The organism is Lewinella sp. IMCC34183 (assembly GCF_003390915.1).
Taxonomy (GTDB): Bacteria; Bacteroidota; Bacteroidia; order Chitinophagales; family Saprospiraceae; genus Neolewinella.
The window spans coordinates 1-23,821 of sequence record NZ_QMEM01000010.1 but is presented as its reverse complement, the minus strand read 5'-3'; the positions used below and the strand labels follow the sequence as shown (position 1 = coordinate 23,821).

The following is a 23,821-nucleotide window of genomic DNA, read 5'->3' as shown; positions in this document are numbered from 1 at the left end:
ATCGTTTGAACGTTAGGACGCGGCGGCGTTTAGCTCACCGTTCTTTAGCATATTGTATATCGTGGATTTGCCTATACCCAGCTTGCGGGCCACGGTCACTACGTTGTTGTCGTATTTCCCGAGGTAGTACTGCAGGATTTCCTGGTTGTACTCCCGCAGGGTCTTTTCCCCGTGGGCCACGGGCAGCGCCGAGTTGCTGCGCAGGCCCGAGAAGCGGATGTCCTCCGCCCGGATCCGCGCACCGTCGGCCATGACGCAGGCCAGGTCGATCACGGCCTTTAGCTCCCGTACGTTGCCGGGAAAGGGGTAGCGAAGCAGCTTGTCCTTCGCGCACTTATTCAGTTTGCAGGGTGCGGTACGGTTGTCCTTCGCGTACTGCTGGAGGAAGAAGTCGGCCAGGATAATGATGTCCTCGCCGCGTTCCCGCAGGGGCGGCAGGGCAATGGGCAAGCCCATGAGGCGATAGAAGAGATCTTCGCGGAAGCTTCCTTCCCGAACCTGTTCTTCCAGGTCGCGGTGGGTGGCCGTCAGCAGGCGCGCCCGGAAGGATACGGCCTCGGTGCCCCCCACGCGGGTGAATTCCCGCTCCTGGATGGCACGCAGGATCTTGCTCTGCAGGGTGAGGTCCATCTCGGCGATCTCGTCCAGGAAGAGGGTGCCCTCGCCGGCGGCCTCGAACTGACCGATCTTGCGGCCCACGGCCCCCGTGAAGGCGCCCTTCTCGTGGCCGAAGAGCTCACTCTCCAACAGGGTTTCCGGAATCGCCGCCGCGTTGACGGCCACGAAGGGCCGCTTGCTTCGCTCGCTGTTGAAGTGGATGGCCCGGGCTATAACCTCCTTGCCAGTACCGGTCTCTCCGGTGATACTTACGTTGATGTTAGACTTTACGGCCTTCTCGAGCAGTCCGTATACGCCCTGCATCACGCGGCTGCGACCGATGATGCCGTCGAAGGAATGCTTCTCCTCCAACTGTACCTTCAGGATTTCCACCTCCTGCTGGAGATTGCGGTTTTCCTGGATCTTGAGGACCGACCGCCACAGCAGTTCCCGGGTGTTGTCGTCCTTGACGATGTAGTCGCGGGCCCCCTGTTTGAGCAGGGCGACGGCGGTGGCAATATCTTCCTGTCCACTAATCACCACCACCGGCACGGCGGCGTTGGCGGCGTGGATCCGTTCCAGCAGGGCGGCCCCGGTCATGTCCGGCAACCCGTAGTCGACGCAGACCACGTCGGGTTTTCGGTAGAGCTGTTCCAGGCAGTCGCGGCCGGTGGTGAAGAGTTCTACGGTATGGTCCGGATTCATCCCCAGGTGGTGCTGGAGCAGCCGCCCGTAGAAGGGGTCGTCCTCGACGATGTATATAGTGAAGGGGTCCAAATCGTACACGATTCCCGGTCATTAGGCCGCGGAACGGTATATATAAAGCGCGGGCGGACCCGAAAATTGTGTAAGCGGTACAGATATCTGGGGGCGGGGCCGCAGGTGCGGGGCAATCCGGGAAGGAACGGGCGGATGGGCTTCCCTAACGGATCCGATCCGTTTCCGCGCTGATGCGGATCTCTACCGCTTCGTCGGCGGTCAGGAGCTGGTCGGAGCGGGTGTAGCGGATCTCGTACACCGATACCACGCCCCGGCCCACGATCCGGAAGATGTCCTCCAGCGCCGCTACGTCGTCGGCAACCACCAGGTTGCTGGGTTCCCCCACGATGGCGCGGAGACCCGTCTGCTGGAAGTCGGCGCCCCGCAACCCGATCGCGAATTTTTCCACCGGGCTGTCGGTAATCTGACGGACCAGCTGGCTGGGATTGTTGCTGTCGTTGTCCCCGCCGTCGGTGAAGGCGACGATGGATTTTTCACCCGTAAAGTCGAGCTCTTCCAGTAGCTGCAGGCCCTCCTGTACGGCCTGGTACAGGGCGGTACGTTCCTGGTAATTGGTAAAGCCGTCGATGCGGGCGTTCAACTCGTCGATGTCGGCCGAGGTGTAGAACCGGGTGGACTCGATGGCGTCCCGGTCGGAAAAGAAGACCACCGCTACCGTAGCGTTCGGGGAGCTGTTCACTACGGTACCGGCGTAGTCCTTGGCGTAGGTCTTCAGCTCATTGATGTTACCCTGCAGGGAGGTACTCATGTCGAGTACCAGCACGGAGGCGATGTCGGTCTGGAAGCTCGACTGGTCGTTGGTGAATTCACTCTGAAACGTGAAGCAGTTGTCGCCCCGCTGTTTCTCGTCGATCTTGAGCCGGGTGATCGCGTAATTGCTATCACTCGTTCGGATACGTACGCCGGGAATGGTGATTTCCACGCCGTTAGCGACCCGCCGCGCCGAGGCGGGGTCGAAGGTGATGTTTCCCCGCACGTCGATCGGGTCGGGGGTAAGGGTGGGGGTGCCGTCGTTGTAGTAGCGGTAGGTCAGGTACTCCGAGCCGATGGGCTGATCGCAGTTGGCGTCGATCGATTCTTTCTGACAGGCGAAACAGCAGCAGAGGGCCGCGAGCAGCAGGGGAAAATGGGTGGTGTTCATGTTCGTGTTTGCGAAGGTCGAATTGGGGAAGCTGCGCACGGGTCGGGCGGGGCCCGGTGCAACACCCGCACGCAGCTGCTGGGGTAACGACCCGTCTGCTGCCTGCGGTATGCCGGTAGGTGCCACCTTAACGTTTGCTTGTCCGATGGATGTCTCCCCCGACCGGCAACCTGCTTCTCTCCCGGCCGGCCGGTCGCGTGTGCGCCGGTGCTATGTGTCAGAGCTACTTCTCTCCACCCCGATACTTGTCGGCAGGTCATCCAGACTGGTCAGGTTCTTCTCGTCGATGTACCGGTCCAGTCCCTGGAGCCCGAGCCGCTCGGCCCACTGAAAATGGATGTCGCGGTCACCCTCGTAGGCGTACAGTGGTACCCCGTAGCCGCAGGAGGTCTGTACCAGGTCGATCTCGGCCAGGATGAGCTGCCGCGTGGAGGGCAGGATGGAAAAGTGGCCGGCGTACTCGGCCCACTGCTCCGACCCGGGCAGTACGGTGGTACCCCTTCCGTACAGGCGCAGGATGTTGGGTACCTTGTCGAAGGAGCAGAACATGAAGGTGATCCGCCCATTCTCAAGTAGGTGGGCCGAGGTTTCGTTGCCACTGCTGATGAGGTCCATGTAGCCGACGCGATTGTCGTCGAGTACGCGGAAGGCGTCCAGCCCCTTGGGTGAGAGGTTGACGTGGCCGTCGCCGCTGAGTGGCGCCGATGCCACGAAGAACAGATGCTGGTCTTTTATGAATTCCCGGTGCCGGAGTTGAAGGGAGGGAAAGAACTTGCCCATGTGTATGGTCTGGTTTGGTGAGAAGCAGCGGGTTACGTAGCCCTTCCGCCGGTACTTATTCGTTGACGGGGCGCTCCGTCCGGTCGCCGAATCGGTCCTTGACCACCATACGGTAGGGCTCGTTCCAGAGGCGGATAGTGGGGGCCGTGCCCGCCCGCTCGATCTCCGCGGCATAGATCGGCGTGGCAATTTGGCTTTCGGACCGGCCCCGCAGCTCGACGATCACGGGGTAGGCGGGGGCGGGTTGCTGCTCCGCGAGCAGGGTACCGAGGTCGAGGTCTATGTAGGCGCGGCCGTCGCAGCTCCAGTCCTGCCAGCCGCCGCGTCCGGTCCGGCTGTTCAGCGGGGGCTCGACGGTAACGATGTCGAAGGGGAGGCTCCCGCCCGGACCCTTCCAGGAATGCCCGCTGGAGTCCACGAGCACCTTTGGCGTATCGCCGGGGCGGAGGCGTTCCAGCAGGGCCATATAGTAGGGCCCGGAAGACTGCTCGGCGGCCACTTTCTCGTTCATGGCATCCTGGTAGACGGTCAGCGGATCGTCGCCGGTAAGGGTGCGGTAGTGGTAGGCCAGCCAGTAACTGCCCGAGCCGGGCCACTTTTCCGTGCGGGTCTCCACGGCGTGCGACCAGCCGCCGTGGCACACGATCTTCTCCCCCGGGTGCGCTTGCTGGTAGGCTACGATGTGCTCGGCCTGTTGCAGGTCCCGCTCGCTGTCCGAACTGCCGTTGCGCTCGTAGGCGAAGAGCTGGAAGCCGAGATCGAGCGCGTGCCGTAACAGGTTGGCGTACTCCGGTTCGCTGGGGTAAATACCCGATGCCGCGGACTGCACCGGGTAGCCCCGTGCCTGCAGCAGGGTATCGAAGGGCTCACTCCGGGTTCCGGCATGCGCGGGGAGTACGTTCTCCAGGCCGAGGTGGCGGTAGCCGGCCACGTACAGTTCGTCGAGCAGGCAGCGCGTGAAGACCCGGTGTTGCGGCTTGGTGTGGGCCTCGGTGATGATGAGCAGGTTTTTGTCCCGGGCCGCTTCGGCGATGTAGGCTTCCGCATCGACGAGGCGGTAGTCGGCGAGCGCGCGGACGGCCCCGGTATCCGCGGTGGCGAGCCCGTACTCCAGCGGGAGTTCCGCCGCGGCGTTGACCAGGCCGTACCGGCCGATCATGAGGTAGTGGTGGTAGGCCAGGCTCTCGCGCAGCTCCCCCGCCGCCACCCGCGCGGCGATGGAATCCGAGAATGCGGTCTCGAAGCGGGGGAAGCCCGGTGGGAAGGCCGCGAAACTGATGGTATCGTAGTCCGTGGCGCGCCCGTGTACGGACTGCGCACCGGCGGAGTCGCACAGCAGCAGTAGGACCACAAACAATGGGAGACGGTACATGGCAGGCGGGTTACCGCAGTAAAGTACGGATCGGAACCTAAGCTTGCGCCGGTTGCTCCCGCGCCTTCGCACCTGCGGCCCCGCCCGCTTGGTGGGCGGAAGGGCGGTGGCCGACGAACCGGTTCCCCGCCGCGCGGTTTGTTTCATTTTACTACCCCAATTACCGAAGGATGGAAAAGATAGGAATGTGGCTCATCGTCGCGGCCGCCGGCGTACTCAATGCCGTACAGACGGGCAGTAACGCGGAACTGCACCGGACGATGCGCGAACAGACGTTCCTCGCCGCCTCCGTACTGTTCGGGACGGGGCTCGTGGCCGCCGTGTCACTCGCGCTACTGACGGGGCAGACGAAGTGGCCGTCGGCGAGCCTGGCCCAGATGCCCTGGTGGGGATGGATAGGCGGACTGCTGGGCGGGGTATACGTCTACGCGATGCTGGCATTCAGCGGACAACTCGGCGCGGCCGTATTCGTCTGCGTCACCGTCACCCTCTCGATTGTCACTTCCGTGCTCATGGACCACTTCGGCGTCATGGGCATGGAGCAGGTAAACGCCAGCGGCTGGCGGATCGGCGGGGCGATCCTGATGATCGCCGGGGTCACGATGCTCTCCCTGAGCAAGTAAGGGGGCTATCCAATACTCACCTCCTCGCCGGATTCGGCGGCCCGGTAGATGGCCTCCATGATCTTCACGTCCCGCAGGCCCTCGGCGCCGGGGGTCTTGGGTTCCCGGTCTTCGCGCACGCAGGCCGCCATCTCCTCGAGCATGGGGACGAACTGGTTGGACTCCGGAATCTGGATCTCTTCCAGGCGGTGATGTTCCTGGCTGCGGTCGGTGACGTGCAGCGCGCGCAGGTAGTAATTGGTGGCGGGGTCGAGGGTGAGCTCGCCCTTGTCGCCCTGTACGTGGATGCGCTTATTGTTGGTGGTCAGGTAGCTCGACGAGCAGTTGGCGATCACGCCCGAGGGGAAGTACATCTGCCATTCGATCTCCTCCTCCACGGTCACTTCGGGATTGCCGGACCCCCGGTGGTACTTGGCCCGCACGGCGGTGGGCTCCTCGCCGAGCAGATAGCGCGCGCCGTTGACGTTGTAGATGCCGATATCGTAGAGGCTACCGCCGCCGGCGACTTCCTGCTTCGCGCGCCACTGGTTCTTGGGCACGTCCAGTGGGAGCAGGTGGCCGTGGTCCGCCACTACCGTGGAGGGCTCGCCGATGCGGCCGTCGCGGATTAGTTCGATCGCCTTGACGTTATAGGGATCGAACTGGGCCCGGTAGCCGATCATCAGTTTCCTGCCGGCCCGGTTGCCGGCGTCGATCATGGCTTGGCAGTCCGCTTCCGTGATGGCCATGGGCTTTTCGCAGAGTACGTGCTTGCCGGCCGCGAAGGCGCGCTCGACGAGGGCGCGGTGGAACACGTTAGGCGTGATGATGTACACGACGTCCACCGCCTCGTCGTCGGCGATGGTGTCGAAGGTGTCGTAGTCGTACAGGTGATCGTTACCGATGCCGTAGGCCGCGGCCAGGGTGTCGCGCTTCTCCTGGTTGCCGGAGACGAGAGCCGTTAGTTTGGCATTTTTGGTGTTGGCGAGGTTGGGCATGATGTAGCCCGTCGCGTAGCTGCCCAGCCCGACGATGGCGAAGCCGACACGCTCCGCGGTCGGAAGTCCCGGTTTGAGGCCTTCGGGGGCGGGGCGCCCGACCAGCTGGGCCGGCGGGAAGCCCTCGACGATCGGCCCGGCAACGGGGGGCGCGGCCGGTCGGGCCGGCAGGTCCGGCACTACGGGAAAGGAAGACATGGCCAGCAGGCCGCTACCGGTCTTGACGAACTGACGGCGGTTGAGGCCGGGGGTGGAGTTGGGGTTGTCTTTCACAATACGGGGGGGTTAGGGGCAAACGGTTTGTTTTATGCCCAACTCCGGGGGTAAAAAAGTTGTTTTGGGCACCGGTGGGTTTTCGGCGTGCCCGGAATGTCCGCCCCAACAAAAGCGAAGCGATGAAGGCCATTATTCCGATGCTTACCCTCCTGCTGCTGGGTTGCGGGGGCCCCGACAACACCACCGCCGGTGAACCGGCTACCGTGCCCGCGCCCCGCACGCCCCCCGAGGGGTCAGCCCCACCGGCCGCCGTGGCCTTCACTACCGGCGACCTGAGGGGTACCTGGAAGCGGACCGACTACCCCTACGGTACCCTTGAATTCCGGGACGAAGAAGTAAAGATCAACGTAGGGGAGGGGATGGCCGCGCCCCCCGCCTTTCAACCCTACCGGCTGGCGGACGAGTGCCCCGCCGGAGGCGCCCGGACCCTGGCGGGAACGGAGCAGCGGTACTTGGTTTATGGGTCCGACGTCTGTGAGGTGTTGACCCTAGGCAACGACACCCTCCGGCAGAGCGACGTGGGGGAGAGCTACGTCATTACGTACGTAAAGCAGTAAGGCCGGCCGCACGTAATTGCTAACGGGCGAGGAAGAAGCGCAGCCCCGCCGCAACGCCTATCCTCCGTTGGGCTTCCGAGTAGGAGAAAGCCGGCGTGGGGCCGGACTCGGCCAGTCCCCGTTCGTACTCCGCTTCCAGGTCGATGGCAAGCCGGGGGGAGAGAAAATAGGAGACACCAGCGCTCAACTGCCAGGGGAGGGCCTCGATGTGCTGCACGAGCGGATCGTCGAGCCGGTTGAGACCCTGATCGATGCGTACGTAGCTGATGCCCGCCCCCACGTAGGGGAGCAGCCGCCCCTGCTGCAGCAGGTAGTAACGCGCCTGCAGACGCAGCTCCAGGTCAGTCCGGCGGTAATCCATATTCAGTTGCTGCTGGGAATAATCCCGGTTGACCTGCAAGAGGGAATACACCAGCCCGGTTTCCAACAGCAGGCCGTCCAGGGGGAAGTAGCCTAAGCGCGGGGACAGGTCAATCATCAGGGTATTAATTCGGTTGCCTCCGTCACGCGTGATCCCGTAGCCGACCTCGAGCAGCTGCCCGGCGGCGGTAAGGGTGCCGGCGGCGAGTGGCGCATCGGCGGTGGCCCGCGCCAGCTGGCCGGTAAGCACGTTGAGTCCGAAGCGCAGGCTGGCGTAGTCGCGCAGTTCCGCGTTAACGTTGTAGTTCAGGCTGGCCATGGCGAGGATACCCGACGCCAGGAACCGTTCGGCGCCTACTCCGAGGTGGTAGTCTTTCGTAAAGAAGTCGGCTTCGCCCAGGCCCAGCGTGCCGAAGCCCGCTTCTCCGAAGACGGAGGTACCGTCCGCTCCGCCGTCGCGTACGTAGTAGCGTACGAAGGGCCGAAAGCTCAGTTCGGTATAGTCGGAGGGATAAAGCGATGCGTCGCCGGAGACGTAGTTGAAGTCGGCCCGCGTACCCAGTAGCAGCCGGTTGGTTAGGAAGTAGCCGGTCCGGAAGCTATTCACCCGGATTCCCTCGAGGCGACTCAGCAGGTTGTAGGGAAGGTAGGCGGACCGGATCTGTTTGTCAGTCGCGGTGCCGTAGGCAGCCGAGGAGCCACCGCTGAGGTAGACGCTACCGCGGCGCTCCTGGGCGGAGAGTGTCAGCGCGAGCAGGAGGGACGCTGCGAGGAGGAGGGGCCGCATAGGAAGGAAATTAGGTGAGGTTCGGAATGAAAACCGTGTGGAAGATAACGGCGGCTCCGCGGACCGCGCTGCCTGATTTACCTACCTTAACTACCGCTTACCAGATCCACCCGCCGATGGTAATGAGCCCGATTACCATTACTACGGCTAAAGCAAGCACCAACAGGGTACACCCCACCGTGAATAGCCTATCCGTATGCTTGCCGGTAGGGGTGCCCGTAAAGGTCTTACCGGCAGAATACTTTGGAACCTATCCATTTTTGGTGCTTCTCCGCGCTTCGAGGGACCGGTAGATATCGGCAACCCCGGCCGGCAGTCGCTCAACGTCGCCCCGGAATTTCAGCGTGTGCAGGATCTGGGTGACCGAATCGCCGTGGTGCCGCTCGAACGCCCGGAGGGCGGCCGACATCTCCGGGCTTCTCTCGGTGAAGTAATAGTACTGACCCGCATTTTCGAGCCCGTCCCGGTAGACCGCTTCGTTCGGATTACCGTGGGCCAACCCCCACGACTTACCGACCGGCCAGTGACTGGCCAGCCCCCTCCCCATATCTGGTGATATTTGAAGCGGGGTCATTTTCTCGCCTTTGCATGTTTTAACTTAGATGGCCTCCACTAGGGTACGGGCCGGTTACGGCGCCGGGGTTTCCGCTACCGAGGAGGCTTTCTAAAAATGCCTTGCTATACCTGCAACTAATATTCCTGCACTATTTCTGCTTAATCCCCTGACTATGCGTCCGTCGAGCCTTACAACCGTCTTATTTATCGTGGTTATGCTATGCTGTGCACCGTTGTCGGCCCAGCAAAACCCGTACAACCTGTGGCGTGGCGCATTCGGTTTTTCGGCGACGTCCCTGTCTTCCGACCTGTCTCCGAATGGCTACGGTACGGGCCTCGGCGTGTACCTCACCCAGCATATCCAGTCAAATCGGGGAAAGTTGAGGTTTGGGGGTGCCGTAGCGATTACGGGAGCCGATGGTTCGGGAGACGACGAAGATGGATCGCATGGCTTCCTGATGGCACGCGGCTTCGCGGGCCTAGGCTTCACCTACCATCCCGCGCCCGAATCCCCCGACGGCCTGGAGATCGTCCCGCGGCTGCTGGGCGGCATTAACGGGACGCTGATCAACTTTGATGAAGGGGGATTCAGCGACGGCGGGATCAACGTGGCCGTAGCTCCTGGCATAGCCATCCGCAGCGGAGACTTCGTATTCGCCGCGGACGTGCACGTGAGTCTTTCTTCTCTCCTGGAGGAGTTCGACGAGACCTCCTCTGCCTACCCGGCAGGCTCCGGCGGACCGACCTCCTTTCCTACCAACTCCGTCAACCTGGCGATCAGCTGGCGGCCGCTGGTCCTGGCCTTCACGGTCTTCAACCGCAAGACCCGGTTCGCGGACGCGGTAACGGGCCTCGATGAAAACCGGTACGCGGTGACCGGATTGCAGGCCTCACTGGGCTGGTCGTTCGGTAGGTACCGCTGATTCGACCGACCCGGAGTAGCCCTGCTCCGGTAGGGGGAAGCAGCGGGGATTCCCCTAGTACTTACTCCAACATCCGAAGGTGGGCTACCGGTAACTCAGTTGAAGATCGGATTCCCAGCCGCGCGTGATTCCGGTAGGAAGGTTACTCTTGTTGTAGGACGTGATGGTGGAGATACACGGCTTGCATTCCATATCGAGGTCACCGTAGTGGTCGGTCCAGTCCATCTCCCTGACGTTATTTTCGGTCCAGGTGACGGGCTCGTTGAGGTAGATGCCCAGGCCTTTTTTGTAGTTTACCTTATCGTCGTAGGTATAAAAGTATTCGTAGCGCAGGTCGTTGTCGTCACCGAAGTATTCCATCCGTTCGATGTTATTTCCGTTCCAGAAGAAATTACGCCGAACAAGCGTACGTTGCGACTGCGCTCCAACAATCACTTGTTCGCGGACCTTTCCGGTGGTATCGTAGTGGAGCGTATGGATGACGTTGAGTTCCAATTCAGCCTGCGCGTTGTTTGCGTAGCGGTAGATGAGGTGCAGCTGCCCCAGGTTGTTGTAGGCAAAAGAATCCCGAATAACCAGGATGTCCCCGTTGAGCAAGTAGGTGCGTATTTCGTCTACCCGGTCATTAAGGTAGGAGAGCCGTTGCCCCAGCCCCGGTGTCCAAAAAATATCCACGCGGACCAGTTTCCCGTCCTCCGAATAGGTATACTTCTCTTTCCACGTCCGGTGGTCCTCCGTATGGGTGATCTCGGTCAGCACGTCGCCGTATTCGGCAATGACGACGGGTTCTTCGTGGCAGGCCGCTAGGTATAACACGCCGAGGAATAGCAGGAGGAGAGGTGTACCGGCGGTAGGGTGGTGGCGTAACATGAGACGTTGTTTACGGACCTAATTACACGAAACCAGCGGTAGGTTACAGCGTCCTGCGTCGGCGAGCCAGTTAACTACGCCCGGAAACCGGTCTGCCCGGACCTTCCGCCCCGCACCCGCGTCCGCGCCCAACTGCCCCGGCCGCCCTATCTTCACCGACCGATGAGCATTTGGGATACCCTCTTCGGCCGCCGCCCCCGCCCCGCCGCCGGCGCTGCCCCCGACCACAGTTTCGGGCGCTACACCGATGCCTACAAGACGCGGGAGAACTACGCGGCCTGGGAGAAGGCGGTAGACGCCTTCGAGGACGATAACTTCCTGGAAAGTTTCACGGCTTTTATGGGCTACCTCTACGATACGGACGAGGACAACGTGCAGTGGTCGCGGGAGGGCGACGCGCTCTACTTCGAGTTTTACCAGGGCAGCAAGCGGGTGACGGGGTTCGCCGACCCCTACCAGTTCCGCGCCACCGCCCGCATCGCCCGGCTGGAGCGCGCCGACGTCGACCTGCTGCGCCGCCTTACGGCGATGAACTACGAACTGAAGTACAGCCGCTTCGGCCTGGACAGCGACGACTGCCTCACCATCATCTTCGATACGCCCGTCCACGACGCCAGCCCCCATAAGCTCTACCACGCTCTCAAGGAAATGGCCCAACGGGCCGACAAGCAGGACGACCTGCTGCTCGAGGAATTCGGTGGCGAGCTGAGCCCGGTAGAGGTCACCCACCTGGAGCCGCTCTCGGCCGGACTGAAGCAGATCAAGCTCGACTTCCTCCGCCGCCGGATCCGCGAAGCGATCGATTACCTGTCCTCGAGCCGCATCAAGCCCGCGGATCACCCCGGCGGCGTAGCCTACCTGCTGCTGGACCTGGTGTACCGCCTCGACTACCTCCTGCGGCCCGAAGGACATACCATGGAGGCGCTGGAGCGTATGCACCGCATGTATTTCGCGCGGGAGGAGGAAAAGCCCGTGACCTACAAGAATGACCGGCTGCTCGGCGAGCTGCAACAGTTGCTGGACCGCGCGCCCGAAAGCTTCGGGGAAGAACTCTACGCCGGGAAGTATACTTTCGGCATTACGTTGCCCTCCAGTCACGACCGCCTCAGCAGCCTCATCGCCAACGAGCTGCCGAATATAGACTGGTACCAGGACAATGGCTACGACGCCGTCGCCCTGGCCATCCCCGGCTACGTCGTAGGCTATGCGCTCTTCAACTACGCCATACCGCCACCGGACCGCGAGTTGCTCCACCTGTACTACCGCGTCACGGAGAATGCCTACTTCCAGCAGCTCGGCTACCCCCAGTCGTTCCTGGACCGCGACGGCCGCCCCGCCCGCCGCCCCATCCGCGCCGCCATTACCGAGATCGTCGAACGGTACCGCCGCGACTATCCGCGCCTGCGCCCCGCCGTGAGCCGCCTCAACTACGGCAACCTGATCGATTTTTCCCGCAGCTTCCTGGAAATGGTGGCGGAAGAGGACTTGGGGAAGTAGTCTTTAGTATGGTAGTTCTGTAGTCTTGTAGTTCTGTAGTCTTGCACTACAGAACTACCGAACTACAAAACTACAGAACTAAACATAAAGCTCCCCCTTGAGCAGCCCGCGGCTGATCACGATCTTCTGCACCTCGCTCGTGCCCTCGTAGATCTGGGTGATCTTGGCATCGCGCATGAGGCGCTCGACGTGGTATTCCTTGACGAAGCCGTAGCCGCCGTGTACCTGTACGGCCTCCACGGTGTGCTTCATGGCGACCGAGCTGGCGAAGAGCTTGGCCATGGCGCCGGCCTGGTCGTAATCGCCGCCGGTTTCCTTGAGCCAGGCGGCGCGGTAGACGAGCATCTTGGCCGCTTCGATGTCGGTGGCCATATCGGCCAGCTTGAAGGCGATGGCCTGGTGGTTGGCGATGGGTTTGCCGAAGGCCTCGCGCTCTTTGGCGTAGGCTACCGCGAGCTCGTAGGCGCCACCGGCGATGCCGAGGGCCTGGGCGGCGATGCCGATGCGGCCGCCGGCGAGGGTCTTCATGGCGAACTTGAAGCCGAAGCCGTCGTCGCCGATGCGGTTTTCCTTGGGTACCCGCACGTTGTTATACATGATGGTGTGGGTATCGCTGCTGCGGATGCCCAGCTTGTCTTCCTTGGCGCCGATCTCGACGCCGTCCCAGCCGGTCTCGACGATGAAGGCGTTGATGCCGCGGTGGCCCGCCTCCGGGTTACTCTGGGCGATGACGAGGTGGACCTGGCTCGTGCCGCCGCTCGTGATCCAGTTCTTGGTGCCATTGAGGAGATAGTGGTCGCCCTTGTCCTCCGCGGTGGTGCGCTGGTGGGTGGCGTCGGAGCCGGCCTCGGGCTCGCTGAGGCAGAAGCTGCCGATCCACTCTCCGGTGGCCAGCTTGGTCAGGTACTTCTGCTTCTGCTCCTCGGTGCCATAGGTCTCGATACCGTAGCAGACCAGGCTGTTGTTGACCGACATGATCACCGAGCAGCTGTTGTCCACCTTCGAGATCTCTTCCAGGGCCAGTACGTAGCTCAGGTAGTCGAGGCCGCTGCCGCCGTAGTCGGGGCTGACGGTCATCCCCATGAAGCCGAGTTCGCCCAGCTGCTTGACCTGGTCGGTAGGGTAGGCCATGGTAGTGTCGCGCTCGATTACGCCGGGCTTGCACACCTGTTGGGCAAAGTCAGCCGCGGCCTCGCGTACGGCCAGTTGTTCTTCGGTAAGTTCAAAGTTCATGATCGATAATTTGGGGCCCTAAAGTTAGCGAATTTTCGCTGCGTAGCGGCGGCGGCGCGCGGGTGCAAGGGGAGTTCCGGAGCGGTCGGTCCAGGTGGTTTTCTCCGGAGAACCGGGAGTGCGGCCGGCAGCTACGGGATTAATTGGCTATTATTACGTGACTTAGCACCTACACTCTCTAGCTTACCCCCCATGAAACCCCTGTTATTCCTTTGCTTTCTCGCTCTGGCGGTTCAACTGCCCGGGCAGGATACCCTTCGTGTACCACCTACCCACGCCGCCTACGATTCTACCCTGAAGCTGCTGCTGGTCCAGTCGTCGGAAACCGGAGGCGCGCCGCCGGTTTCCGATGTCGTCGTTGCCGCCGGTGGCCGCTTTACCTATGTGGTTCCGCCCATCGCCCTGCGCTTCGACAGCAGCTACGCGGCCGTCACGGGCTCACTCGACACGGTCGCGGTTGCCTTCACCCCCCTGCCGCTGATCCGGATCGACAGTGCCGAGGGCATCAACCGCGACGACCGGGTGGCGGGTCACTTTACCTACGGGTACGGCGCGGAGAGCCGGACATCCCCGCTCGGCGTGCGTCACCGCGGTAACTTCAGCCTGCGCTACCCCAAGAAATCCCTCGACCTCGAGTTCCGCGATCCTGCCGATCCGGAGGAAAGCGCCGACCTCGCCTTTCCGGGCATGCGCGAAGACGACGACTGGGTGCTCGACGCTATTTACAACGAGCCCTCGCGGGTAAACGCCTACGTGGCCCACAAGCTCTGGTTGGACCTGCACGTCCTGCCCCACGCCGCTGAGGAGCCGGAAGCCAAGTCCGGAGCGGATGTCGCGTTCGTCGAGCTCTTTCTCAATGGCCACTACCACGGCTTGTACCTCCTGAGCGAGCAGGTCGACCGTAAGCAACTGAAGCTGAAGAAGTATAAAGACGCCGTCCGCGGCGAGCTCTACAAAAGTGAGGATCACACCCCCGCCACCCGGTTTCACGGGGTGCCAGGCAGTAGTCCCGAGGGCGACGACTGGGCCGGCTGGGAGGTCAAGCACCCCGACGAAGACGAAGTCGACTGGGACAAGCTGCGCGACATCATTCGCTTCGTAGCCGATTCATCCGATGCCGTATTCATGGAGAATGCCGCTATGCGCTTCGATCTGGATAACGTGGTCGACTACCTGCTCTACGTCAATGGCCTGTTTCTAACCGATAACGTTACCAAGAACACCTTCCTGGCACGCTACGATTCCCTGACACCCTACTTTTTTGCTCCCTGGGACCTCGACGGGGGCCTGGGTAACGCCTACGATGCGACGCGGCGGGAATCTGCTACCGGTTGGATCACCAACGGAGCGTTTGAGCGCCTCAACAACCTCAGCCCGGACAACTTCAACGATCGGCTGTGCGACCGTTACGAAGAACTTCGCGCCGGCTTGCTCGACCCGGACTCCCTCCGCGCGCGCGTCAACACGGCGATGGACCAGCTCACCACCAGTGGGGCCTACCGCCGCGAAGCCGGGCGCTGGCCGGATTTGCTGAACTACAGCGATGAACAGCGAACCTTCACCAATTCGTTCATCACGGACCGGATGGCCTACCTGGACAATTACGTCTGCAGTATCACCACCCCTACGGTCAATGTACTGGCGGAGGCCGCGGAACCCCTGCGCGTCTTTCCGAACCCCGCGCACGGTCATCTGCAGGTGACCGGGGCGGATACGGACGACGGTTCGCCCTATACGCTCTATTCCGCCGCCGGCCGGCTCGTCGGGCACGGACCGCTACCGCGGGACGGGCGTATTACCCTTCAGGACCTACCCGGTGGCCTGTACTTCGTGCGGGTCGGTGGGCGGATCGGCCGCGTGGTGGTTCGGGCGCGCTAGGAGGAATATCCGGCGCGTATGGGGTAACCTATCGGCCGGGGAGGGATAAACGAACCGGGATACCCAGCGGGTATTCCCGCACGTCAATCCTTCAACATACCCTACTATGGCCGAATTTCCCCGTCAGGATTATCTCTTCAAGAAGAACGCCGCGGACGTCGCGGGGATCGATCGCCAAAGCTTCCAAATCCTCATGGGGAACGACGGCGAGCCCATCCTCACCTTCACCCGACCGCCGCAGAATGGCGCCGATGGCACTACCCCGGTGCTGGACGACGCGGCCTTCGGCGCTGGCGGCACCGCGGCGGCCAAGGCCATCCTGGTGGGCTTCCGGATACCCCGGGGCCTGCGCCGGGTGAAGAACCTGCTGGGTGACCGCCCCCGCTTCGTCGGCGGCAGGTCGGAAGAGGAGGCCCCCGAACTCGCCGCCCCCGTGTATGACCCGCAGGATAACTCCCCCCGCGACTTCGTACTGGCCGCCCAGGTGAATCTCTGCACGAGCCGCACCCGCGGAACCGCCGCGGTATTGCCCGACAGCGAGCTGCTGGCCAAGAAGAAGAAAGTGACCATCAACGACCCCATGAGTTGTTCGGTGAGCGCGACGCGGGGAGGTCCCACCGGTAAGCCGTGTATGCAACTGCTAATGGTCGACGCGGAGGCCCGGGAATACGCATGTTTCGTGTACGACCACGAGAAACACTATCCCTCGGTCCTGCGTAGCCAGGTGACGGACTGGGAGGGCAATCCCGATATCGGGGACCGGATTTATATGGTGCCTGCCCTCATCAAGGACAAGGAACTACCGGTATACAACGTAGTCTGGCAACCCTTCCTCGAAAGCGGGGACCGCGCACGGGCCCACCAGACGATCACCGAGTGCGAGAACGACTACGACGTAGTGTGGGAAACGGCCAAGAACTTCATCCCGGAAATGGGCATTCGTATGTCCCGGTCGTTCCAGCTGAACCAGTGTCCGTAGCGCACGCTAGTTGACCACCAGCCCGCTCCAGGAGCGCGGATCGGACCACCGCTGGTTCAGCCCGCCCCGGCGGCAGCTGCGCTGGGCGCTGACGAGCGCGTGGCTGACGGATTCACCTGCGAAGAGGTGCTCGTAGAACTGCTCCAGCACGGCGGCCGTCGAAGCGGCGTCGATGTCGTACAGGGAAGACACCACATCGCGTACCCCGGCCAGGTGAAAACTTCGGCTCAGGCTGAAGGTGCCTTCTCCCCGCCGGGAAAGGCCCCGGCCGGTGGAACAGGCCGCCAGGACTACCAGGTCCGCGCGAAAAGGGGTGCTGCCGATCGCGACCCCGCTAACGCTGTCCTGGTTGGAGAGGAAAAGGTAGTTTTCCTCAAGTTCCTCCGGATTGCCGCGGGCGTGCATCGACAGGTGAAGCACCCGTGGGCGGGCCGCTAGGCGAAGGAAGCGCGCGGGATTCGTGACCGTCGCCCCGTAGTCATCGCCCGACCGGTCGTTGCGCGACGTGATCTTCCTGCCTAGTTCTCCGAGGTATCCGTGGAGTCCGGTATGTGTGAAAGCCGCGACACTGAAGTAGTCGGCGGGCCGCTGGCCTTCCTCCGTGCGGCGGTGTACCTCGGTTCGCCAACTGTTGAGGTACCGGATACGGTGGTGGTCGAGGACGTAGTCCAGCCCCTTGAAAGTTGCCGCGGCGCCCGGCCCCGCAGTCACCAGGGCCGAGAAGGGCAGCTCGGCCAGCGCGACGGGCGGTACGATCAACCACTCCTCCCGGCCGGCGGCAAAAGCTTCGGCCGGGCCCAGCAGTCCGCAGTGAAGCGTATGGGCGAGCTCACCGTACCTGGCCGCGGTCAGGGAGGTATCGGCGGAGAGGTAACGCACGAGCAGCAGGGCGCTGTCGCTCAGGGAGGGTTCTACGGGGTAGGCCACCGCCGTATCCTGGTCGATATACAGGCCGACCAGCGTCGAAGTGCCTTCCGCAAACTGCAGGAGGGATTGTCCCGGCGTTAGCTCCCGCTGTATTTCGCTGACCTGCAGCGTGTCTCCGGCCGTCAGGGAACCGGTCGGCTCTGATTCTTCGTTCGTGAGGTGCCGTACTGCGCGGAGGTACTCCCGGTCCTTTGTTTCGAAGGCATCCAGCTTGCCGCGCTCCAGGGCGTAGCCGGTGGCGATATACTGTGCCTTGTAGGTGCCGATCGAAGATTGCAGGCGCCGGATGCGCCGCATTGGCCCCTGCCCCCCGCCGGAGGCCGTCGCGCGAAGCAATAGCAGGGCGCGGCCCAGTTCCATCGATTCGAGTACGGCGTTCAGGCTTTCGGGATCCGCCCGTTGGGTGGCCCGCAGCCGCGCAACCTCCAGGCAGCGGGCCAGCAGGTTGCCGCCCAGTTCTACCATTCGGTTGAGGACACCCGATTCGCGGGTGGAGGGAAAGGAGAATTGGTACTGTTGCAGGGCGGATTGGGTGAGGGTGTAGGCCGTATCCATATCCGCAGCCGCACCCTCGTGCCGGTACCGCGCCAGGTGGGCATCCGCGAAAGCCAGTTCGTGATACAAACAGATATACTTGGTCGAGTACCGCTGGGCGGCCGCGGGCGATGCGTCGGGGTGGGTCGGGTCACAGCCGGCACCGGCGCGGTCGGTCCGCAGGTAGGTGAAACCCTCCCGAAAATTGTTCTGCTGGATCGAGGTGCGGGCCAGTATGCTGGTGGCTTCCTCGATGTAGTATTGGCGGTACACGGAATCGCGGGTCAGGAAGGCGCGGTAGTAGTGCTGGGCAGAATCCAGCCGGTTTTCCTCTAGGTGCAGGTAGCCCCGTAGCCGGTCGGTATAGCCGAACACCGGATCCGCCGTCCCGGCCAGTTGATCCATGGTGTCCAGTAGCCCGGTCATTTCCGTTCTCCGGTCCGGGAGCCTGAGGATGAGGTGCGCCAGCGTCTCGTACCCCTGCCGCAGGCGGGGGGATCCGAGCTTTCTCAGCAGGTCGATGCCCTGCCGGGTGAGCCCCTCCACCGCGCACCACGCTTCCTGCCGGGCCTCCCCCTCCAGCCAGCTGCCGATGTGTTTCCGCCGGGCATAGGATTGCTGTAGGAGAAGTTGCGCGTACTCCACGCTGTGCTCCAGGCCCGCTTCCTGCAGAACGTCTTGCCCGAGCGCGCAAAGCATATCCATTTCCAGCCATTCCCATTCGTAGTATTTGGCGTAGGCGCGGCAGAAGAATTGCCGCGCCCGCAGGTGGGCGTCCGCGTAGGCCGGCAGGAGCTTCTCGGCCCGGCGCACGTAATACGTGGTAGAATCCTCGTAGTATTCACGCTCGTGGTGGAGCATTGCAAGGCGCTGGTAAAGCTCGGTCAACAGGGCAGGTGCGACCGGCGTCGGGGCCGCTTCTACACGGGAGCGCAGGCGACGGGCGCGGTCAAGTGCGGCCCACAGCCGCAGCGAATCGTAGTCGGCCCGCAGCAGGTCGAGGCTGTCGCGCAGGGCCAGGTCGGTTTTGGATAAGGGCGGAGCCTCGGGCCGCCCGTGGCACCCCGCCGCGCAGAGCGACAGGCAAGCCACTGCCAGAATAAAGTAGGTTTGCATAGTGAGTGCCTCGGGTACGGTAAAGTACGCATCCCGGCATCATCCAAAAAGCCAAGTCCGATCGGTATTCTCCGATTTCCCCCGCACCTGCGGCCGCGCCGCTACCGGATCTGCGCGGCGTACTCCTCCATCCCGATCCGCCGGATGAGCTTGCCGCCAACCTCCCCGCCCGGGCCGAGGTCACGGTAGTGCTCCACCAGTCCTACCCCCCGGGCGTATATCTCGTAGCCGGTGAAGGTGGGGCTGATGTCCCCCAGGCGTACGTCGCGCTGGCTTACCTCGCCCTGCAGGTCGAAGACGACGGCCTCGTATTCCTCTCCGAGTACCGTCAGCGTAGTATCGCCGCGGTAGTACCGGTTAAGCGACACGTAGTTATCGGCGCCCGGCGTACCGGGTGCGGGAAACCGGATGCGAAAACCGGTGGCTAGCCCGTCGCCGGGAAAGAAGGGGAACGTACGGTCGTAGAGGATCTCCACGTCGGTACGGATGCGCTCCCCGTCGGGCAGCAGCGGGTACAGCGTCAGCGACTGCAGGTAGGCGCCTTCGTTGCGGACCCGCTCGGTACTCACCTGCGCGGGGGTGACGCCGCGGTCGTAGCGGGTGGCGCTGAGGTAGAGGGCCGTGTCGCGGTCGACGCCGAGGTAGTACCAAAATTCACTGCTGTCCTGGTTGACGTTGCCCGTGTTCCGGTACTCGTAGACTAGGCCGTCGGTGAGTTCCCGTACCGGATAGTAGTAGTCGCGGATGTCCGGCTCCCCGGAACAGGCGGCCAGCAGGGGCAGCAGCAAGGGGAGGAGGCGGATCATCTTGTGCAGTAGAGTACCCAGGCGGGGGGCAGGTTGAGGTAGACGCGGCGGGCATCGACGTCTCCGAAGGCCTGGGCGTAGTAGTCGCGGGTCTTGAGGCTGTAGTGCACCTGGTTGTAGCACCCGCCGGGGCGCAGGTTGTCGCGAGCGGCCGTCACGATGCGGCGGCCCAGCTCGGGGGGGAGGGCGGCGAAGGGGACGGCGGAGACGATGTGATCGGCCCGGTCCGCCCCGATCCTGTCGAGCCAGGCGCGAATATTTTCGGCGCTGTCCTGGGCCACCACCAGCCGCGGGTCGCCGATGGCGCGCATGTCGTCGCACAGGTCCTCACTCACTTCGAAGGCGATCACCTTACCGTCCGGGTGCAGCCGCTCGAGGATGTGCCGCGTGATGACGCCGTCGCCGGCGCCCAGCTCGACGATGGTGCGTGCGGCGGACCAGTCGATGCGGTCGATGGCGGCGCGGCACAGGGCCGGACTGCTGCGGGTGATGGTGCCGGTGGTGCCCAGGTGGCGCAGGCCTTCCCAGAGAAAAGAAAGTGTACTCATACGATTCCGTTCTCCCTCGAAGCGCGCCGGCGGGGTAAAGGTTTACTAAACGTCGCTGCGCTGGGGATCGAAGGCCTCCAGGTAATCGCCGATGCGCCGCAGGAAGGAGCCACCGAGGAAGCCGTCCACCACGCGGTGGTCGTAGCTCAGACTCAGGAACATCATCTGCCGTACCGCGATCAGGTCACCGTACTCGGTCTCCACCACGGCGGGTTTCTTCCGGATGGCGCCCACAGCCAGGATGGCCACCTGCGGCTGGTTGATGATGGGGGTACCCATCACATTGCCGAAGGTGCCGACGTTGGTGAGGGTAAAGGTGCCGTCTTTTATCTCCTCGGGCTTGAGTTTATTCTGGCGGGCGCGGTTGGCCAGGTCGTTGACGTGGCGGGTCAGGCCCATCAGGTTGAGCTGGTCGGCGTTACGGATTACGGGCACGATCAGGTTGCCGCTGGGCAGGGCCGCGGCCATGCCGATATTGATATTGGCCTTCTTGACGATCTTGCCGTCCTTCACGCTGACGTTCACCATCGGGAAGTCCTTGATCGCCTTGGCCACCGCCTCGATGAAGATGGGAGTGTAGGTGATCTTTTCGCCGTGCTGCTGCTGGAAGTTCTTCTTGATGCCCTCCCGCCAGTTGACGATATCGGTGACGTCTACCTCGATGAAGCTGGTAACGTGGGGGCTGGTGCGCTTGGACTCGACCATGTGGTCGGCAATGAGTTTGCGCATCCGGTCCATTTCGATGATCTCGTCGGAAGAACCGGAGGCAAGACTGCCGGCTGGAGCGACAGGGGGGCGGGGGGAAGGGGTTGTCGCATGAATTCCAGCCGTTGGTGCAGCCTTGCCAGGACCGGTTATGAAGTGGTTACTACGCCGCTTCAGGTATGCCTGGATGTCTGATTTGTTGACCCGGCCGCCGTTGCCACTGCCGGGGATCTGGTCGAGCTCGGCCTGGCCGATGCCCTCCTTCTCCGCAATAGTACGAACTAGCGGGGAATAAAAGCGTCCCTCTTCCGACTTTTCTGAAGGGGCAGAAGGTTTTTGCGGCGGGGCCGCGGGTGCGGCGTCTTCGGGAGCATCGTCGGCCGGTTTCGCGTCCTGTCCGTTGGCGGGCGACGGAGCGGTAGCGGGGGAGGCCTCCACTTCGGCACCGGCTTCGGTTTCGATGAGGGCGATCACTTCACCTACGGCTACGGTAGCGTCGGGCTGGAAGCGGATCTCACGCAGGATACCGGCTACGGGGGCGGGCACCTCGCTGTCTACCTTATCGGTCGCGATCTCCAGGATCGTTTCGTCCACTTCCACGCTGTCGCCTACCTGCTTCACCCAGTTGAGGATGGTGGCTTCGATGATGCTTTCGCCCATCTTGGGCATTACGAGCTCTACTTTGGGCATACGGGTCGACTTGGTTAATAGCGGTCCGGGGTGGTCCGAAGTGACGGAGCACGGGGCCACGGTGCAGACCGGGTTAGGGAGCACGAAACTACGAAACCCCGGGAAGTGCGCGCTCAGGGAGCGTACTCCACCACGTTACCGGCGGCAGCAGCAGGCTGCCGCGCAAGTCACTTCTTCCGAATGGGCCGGCGCTTGGGCTTTGCGGCGGGCGGGTCTTCCCGCTGCTCTTCGGTTTCGGCCCGTGCATCCGTTTCCGGATCCGGGTCCGACTGCGCCGCTACCGACCGGCGACCCCGGCGGGCCGGTTTTGCCGGTTTGGTGGCGGGCTCTTCCTCCGTTTTCTTTGCAGCGGGCTTCTTGCGGCCGCGGGCGGCCGGTTTTGCCTTGGTGGCGGGCTCCTCCTCCTCGGCGGTCTTAGTGGCGGTCTTCTTGCGGCCGCGGGCGGCGGGTTTTGCTTTAGTGGCGGGCTCCTCCTCGACGGTCTTGGCGGCGGGCTTCCGGCGGCCGCGGGCGGCGGGTTTTGCTTTAGTGGCGGGCTCCTCCTCGGCGGTCTTGGCGGCCGGCTTCTTGCGTCCGCGGGCGGTAGATTTCGAAGTAGCCGGTGCGGCGGCTTCGGGCAGGTCTTTTTCGTCCTCGGTCGCTACCGGGGTGGCTTTCGGGGCGGGGTCCGCCTTTTTCGCGCGTGGCTTACGCTTCGGTTTGGGGGCCGGTGTTTCTTCCACTACCGGAGGAGCCGTTGCGGTCGGGCGCTTGGCCGGTCCCAGTTCCAGACGCAGCAGGTTGAGTGCCTGCAGGCTGCTGTAGGTGATATTTCGACTGCGGTCCTTGCCGGAGCGAAGCAGTTTGGTGCGGGTACCGGTCGGCGTGGCCAGGGCGATCCATACGGTACCGACCGGCTTGTCGGGCGTGCCGCCGGTGGGTCCGGCCACGCCGGACGTAGCCAGGGCATAATCGGCTCCGAGACGTTCGCGGGCACCTTCGGCCATGGCGGTCACGGTCTCTTCGCTGACCGCGCCGTGGGCCTCGATCGTTTCGGTGGGGACGCCGAGCAGGGACACCTTCAGGGCATTGGAATAGGCCACCACCCCCCCGAGGTAGTGGGCGCTGGCGCCGGAGTGGGAAGTGATCATTTCTCCGAGCATTCCTCCGGTGCAGCTTTCCGCGGTGACGAGGGTCTGCCCGCGGTCGCGCAGGTGCTGGGCTACGACGAGGGCCAGGTCGTCGGTACCGTAGCCATAGACAAGGTCTCCGAGAGCCCCCTCTATGTGGGTGCGGTATTCGTCGAGTTGCGACTGGAGCAGGGCCTCGTCCTGTCCGCGGGCGCTGAGCCGCAGGCGTACGGTACCCAGGTTGGGCAGGTAGGCCAGGGACATGTTTTCGGGCAGTGCGTCTTCCACTTTTTCGAGGGCCTCGGCGATGGTGCTCTCCCCGGCCCCGGCGGTGAGGAGGGTGACCGACCGCAGGAGATCGGCATCGTAGTGCTGGTTGCGGATGCGGCGGATGACCTCCTTGTCCATCAGGTACATCATCTCGTGGGGCACGCCGGGCATGGACACCACTACCTGGTCTTCTTTCTCCATCCACAGCCCGGGGGCGGTACCGTGCTCGTTGGTCATCACCTTGGCCCCCGTAGGCAGGCGACATTGCTGCCGATGGGCCTCGGTCGCTTGGCGGCCGTGACGCGCGTATATCTGCTGCAGCCGCTTCCAGGTGGGATTGTGGAGACGCAGCTCGGCGCCGAAGTAGTCGGCCAGTACCTGCTTCGTGATGTCGTCGCGGGTGGGTCCGAGGCCGCCGCTCATCAGTACGATATCGGACTGCTGCAGGGCCCGGTCGAGGCCGCCCATGATTCCAATGCGGCTATCGGACACGCTGAGGTGCTCCACCACCTCGATGCCTTCCTCGCTGAGGGCGGCCGCCATGTAGGTGGCGTTGGTATCGGTGATCTGGCCGATGAGGATTTCGTCTCCGATGGTTAGAATGGTTGCGCGCATAGGGGGAGTTGGGTGGATCCGTTGGTGCCGGACTCATTTGGTATCAAGGTGGATAAAGGTCGCAAAGTTTAGTTGAGCGGGGTGTTGCTGGGTTAGTGCGTCGTTGGATTGGTGCATTGGTGCGGTAGCCCGCGTTGCTCCCGCCCCTCGCTGCGCTCGGGTGCGTATGCCTTCGGGAGCGCGGAGCGCTATCCGCTAGTCTGCGTAATCCCTGCCCTGCGGGAGACTCTGTGTTGATCTGTGACTGAATCTGCCGGCGCAGCCGATCTGCGGTAAGGAAGGTCTGCGTTGTTGGGTCTTTGAGTTGGTGCATTGG

General features: G+C 63.2%; 20 protein-coding genes. 6 read left to right on the top strand and 14 right to left on the bottom strand.

Annotated elements, in window-relative coordinates; genetic code table 11:
* Positions 1-12: 12 nt before the first annotated feature.
* The 4 genes from DQG19_RS17980 to DQG19_RS17965 all read right to left on the bottom strand — a co-directional run bounded on the left by DQG19_RS17980 (position 13) and on the right by DQG19_RS17965 (position 4,670).
* On the bottom strand, positions 13-1,383 hold the full coding sequence (locus DQG19_RS17980) for a sigma-54-dependent transcriptional regulator (protein ID WP_116127689.1): 1,371 nt from the start codon (positions 1,381-1,383) through the stop codon (positions 13-15).
* Positions 1,384-1,519: 136 nt separating this feature from the next.
* Positions 1,520-2,518, bottom strand: coding sequence for a vWA domain-containing protein (locus tag DQG19_RS17975; protein ID WP_116127688.1), 999 nt, complete (start codon positions 2,516-2,518; stop codon positions 1,520-1,522).
* 210 nt (positions 2,519-2,728) lie between these two features.
* Positions 2,729-3,298, bottom strand: a complete 570-nt coding sequence (locus DQG19_RS17970; protein WP_116127687.1) for a pyridoxamine 5'-phosphate oxidase family protein — start codon at positions 3,296-3,298, stop codon at positions 2,729-2,731.
* 55 nt (positions 3,299-3,353) lie between these two features.
* The gene (locus tag DQG19_RS17965) at positions 3,354-4,670 is read right to left on the bottom strand and encodes a hypothetical protein (protein WP_157974587.1); all 1,317 of its coding nucleotides are present in this window, start codon (positions 4,668-4,670) and stop codon (positions 3,354-3,356) included.
* A gap of 170 nt (positions 4,671-4,840) precedes the next feature.
* Between DQG19_RS17965 and DQG19_RS17960 the strand changes: the two genes are divergently transcribed.
* Complete coding sequence (locus tag DQG19_RS17960) at positions 4,841-5,293, top strand: DMT family transporter (RefSeq protein ID WP_116127685.1); 453 nt, start codon at positions 4,841-4,843, stop codon at positions 5,291-5,293.
* A gap of 5 nt (positions 5,294-5,298) precedes the next feature.
* Here the strand turns inward: DQG19_RS17960 and DQG19_RS17955 are convergent, their stop codons facing one another.
* A complete protein-coding gene (locus DQG19_RS17955; protein ID WP_116127684.1) occupies positions 5,299-6,543 on the bottom strand; it encodes a Gfo/Idh/MocA family protein in 1,245 nt (414 codons plus the stop codon).
* Positions 6,544-6,665: 122 nt separating this feature from the next.
* Here DQG19_RS17955 and DQG19_RS17950 point away from each other — a divergent pair, with 122 nt between their 5' ends.
* Positions 6,666-7,103, top strand: coding sequence for a hypothetical protein (locus DQG19_RS17950; protein WP_116127683.1), 438 nt, complete (start codon positions 6,666-6,668; stop codon positions 7,101-7,103).
* 19 nt (positions 7,104-7,122) lie between these two features.
* On the opposite strand, the gene DQG19_RS17945 is transcribed toward DQG19_RS17950, so the two are convergent.
* Together DQG19_RS17945 and DQG19_RS17940 are read right to left on the bottom strand one after the other, a co-directional pair.
* Positions 7,123-8,250: an outer membrane protein gene (locus tag DQG19_RS17945; RefSeq protein ID WP_116127682.1), complete on the bottom strand. Its 1,128-nt coding sequence runs from the start codon at positions 8,248-8,250 to the stop codon at positions 7,123-7,125.
* Between the two features lie 250 nt (positions 8,251-8,500).
* Positions 8,501-8,824 (bottom strand): DUF6584 family protein, encoded by a 324-nt coding sequence (locus DQG19_RS17940; protein ID WP_157974586.1) that lies wholly within the window; start codon positions 8,822-8,824, stop codon positions 8,501-8,503.
* 439 nt (positions 8,825-9,263) lie between these two features.
* On the opposite strand from DQG19_RS17940, the gene DQG19_RS17935 reads away from it, so the two are divergent.
* The gene (locus tag DQG19_RS17935; protein WP_157974585.1) at positions 9,264-9,728 is read left to right on the top strand and encodes a hypothetical protein; all 465 of its coding nucleotides are present in this window, start codon (positions 9,264-9,266) and stop codon (positions 9,726-9,728) included.
* 84 nt (positions 9,729-9,812) lie between these two features.
* Here the strand turns inward: DQG19_RS17935 and DQG19_RS17930 are convergent, their stop codons facing one another.
* On the bottom strand, positions 9,813-10,598 hold the full coding sequence (locus DQG19_RS17930) for a hypothetical protein (protein ID WP_116127679.1): 786 nt from the start codon (positions 10,596-10,598) through the stop codon (positions 9,813-9,815).
* A gap of 162 nt (positions 10,599-10,760) precedes the next feature.
* Between DQG19_RS17930 and DQG19_RS17925 the strand changes: the two genes are divergently transcribed.
* Positions 10,761-12,095: a hypothetical protein gene (locus DQG19_RS17925; RefSeq protein WP_116127678.1), complete on the top strand. Its 1,335-nt coding sequence runs from the start codon at positions 10,761-10,763 to the stop codon at positions 12,093-12,095.
* Positions 12,096-12,173: 78 nt separating this feature from the next.
* Here DQG19_RS17925 and DQG19_RS17920 read toward each other — a convergent pair whose 3' ends face one another.
* Complete coding sequence (locus DQG19_RS17920) at positions 12,174-13,328, bottom strand: acyl-CoA dehydrogenase family protein (RefSeq protein WP_116127677.1); 1,155 nt, start codon at positions 13,326-13,328, stop codon at positions 12,174-12,176.
* 192 nt (positions 13,329-13,520) lie between these two features.
* On the opposite strand from DQG19_RS17920, the gene DQG19_RS17915 reads away from it, so the two are divergent.
* Both DQG19_RS17915 and DQG19_RS17910 read left to right on the top strand, forming a co-directional pair.
* Positions 13,521-15,206 carry a CotH kinase family protein gene (locus DQG19_RS17915; RefSeq protein ID WP_116127676.1) on the top strand — a complete coding sequence of 562 codons (1,686 nt, stop codon included), beginning with the start codon at positions 13,521-13,523 and terminating at the stop codon, positions 15,204-15,206.
* Positions 15,207-15,312: 106 nt separating this feature from the next.
* Positions 15,313-16,185, top strand: a complete 873-nt coding sequence (locus DQG19_RS17910) for a hypothetical protein (protein ID WP_116127675.1) — start codon at positions 15,313-15,315, stop codon at positions 16,183-16,185.
* A 6-nt stretch (positions 16,186-16,191) separates the two neighbouring features.
* Here the strand turns inward: DQG19_RS17910 and DQG19_RS17905 are convergent, their stop codons facing one another.
* From DQG19_RS17905 to DQG19_RS17885, 5 genes are all read right to left on the bottom strand, one after another.
* Positions 16,192-18,762, bottom strand: a complete 2,571-nt coding sequence (locus tag DQG19_RS17905; RefSeq protein WP_116127674.1) for a CHAT domain-containing protein — start codon at positions 18,760-18,762, stop codon at positions 16,192-16,194.
* Positions 18,763-18,863: 101 nt separating this feature from the next.
* A complete protein-coding gene (locus tag DQG19_RS17900) occupies positions 18,864-19,568 on the bottom strand; it encodes a hypothetical protein (RefSeq protein WP_116127673.1) in 705 nt (234 codons plus the stop codon).
* Complete coding sequence (locus DQG19_RS17895; RefSeq protein ID WP_116127672.1) at positions 19,565-20,116, bottom strand: class I SAM-dependent methyltransferase; 552 nt, start codon at positions 20,114-20,116, stop codon at positions 19,565-19,567. Before DQG19_RS17895 ends, DQG19_RS17900 begins: the two co-directional genes overlap by 4 nt.
* A gap of 45 nt (positions 20,117-20,161) precedes the next feature.
* A complete protein-coding gene (locus DQG19_RS17890; protein WP_116127671.1) occupies positions 20,162-21,511 on the bottom strand; it encodes a dihydrolipoamide acetyltransferase family protein in 1,350 nt (449 codons plus the stop codon).
* Between the two features lie 167 nt (positions 21,512-21,678).
* Entirely contained in the window at positions 21,679-23,505 is a 1,827-nt protein-coding gene (locus tag DQG19_RS17885; RefSeq protein WP_116127670.1) for a competence/damage-inducible protein A, read from the bottom strand.
* Positions 23,506-23,821 lie beyond the last annotated feature (316 nt).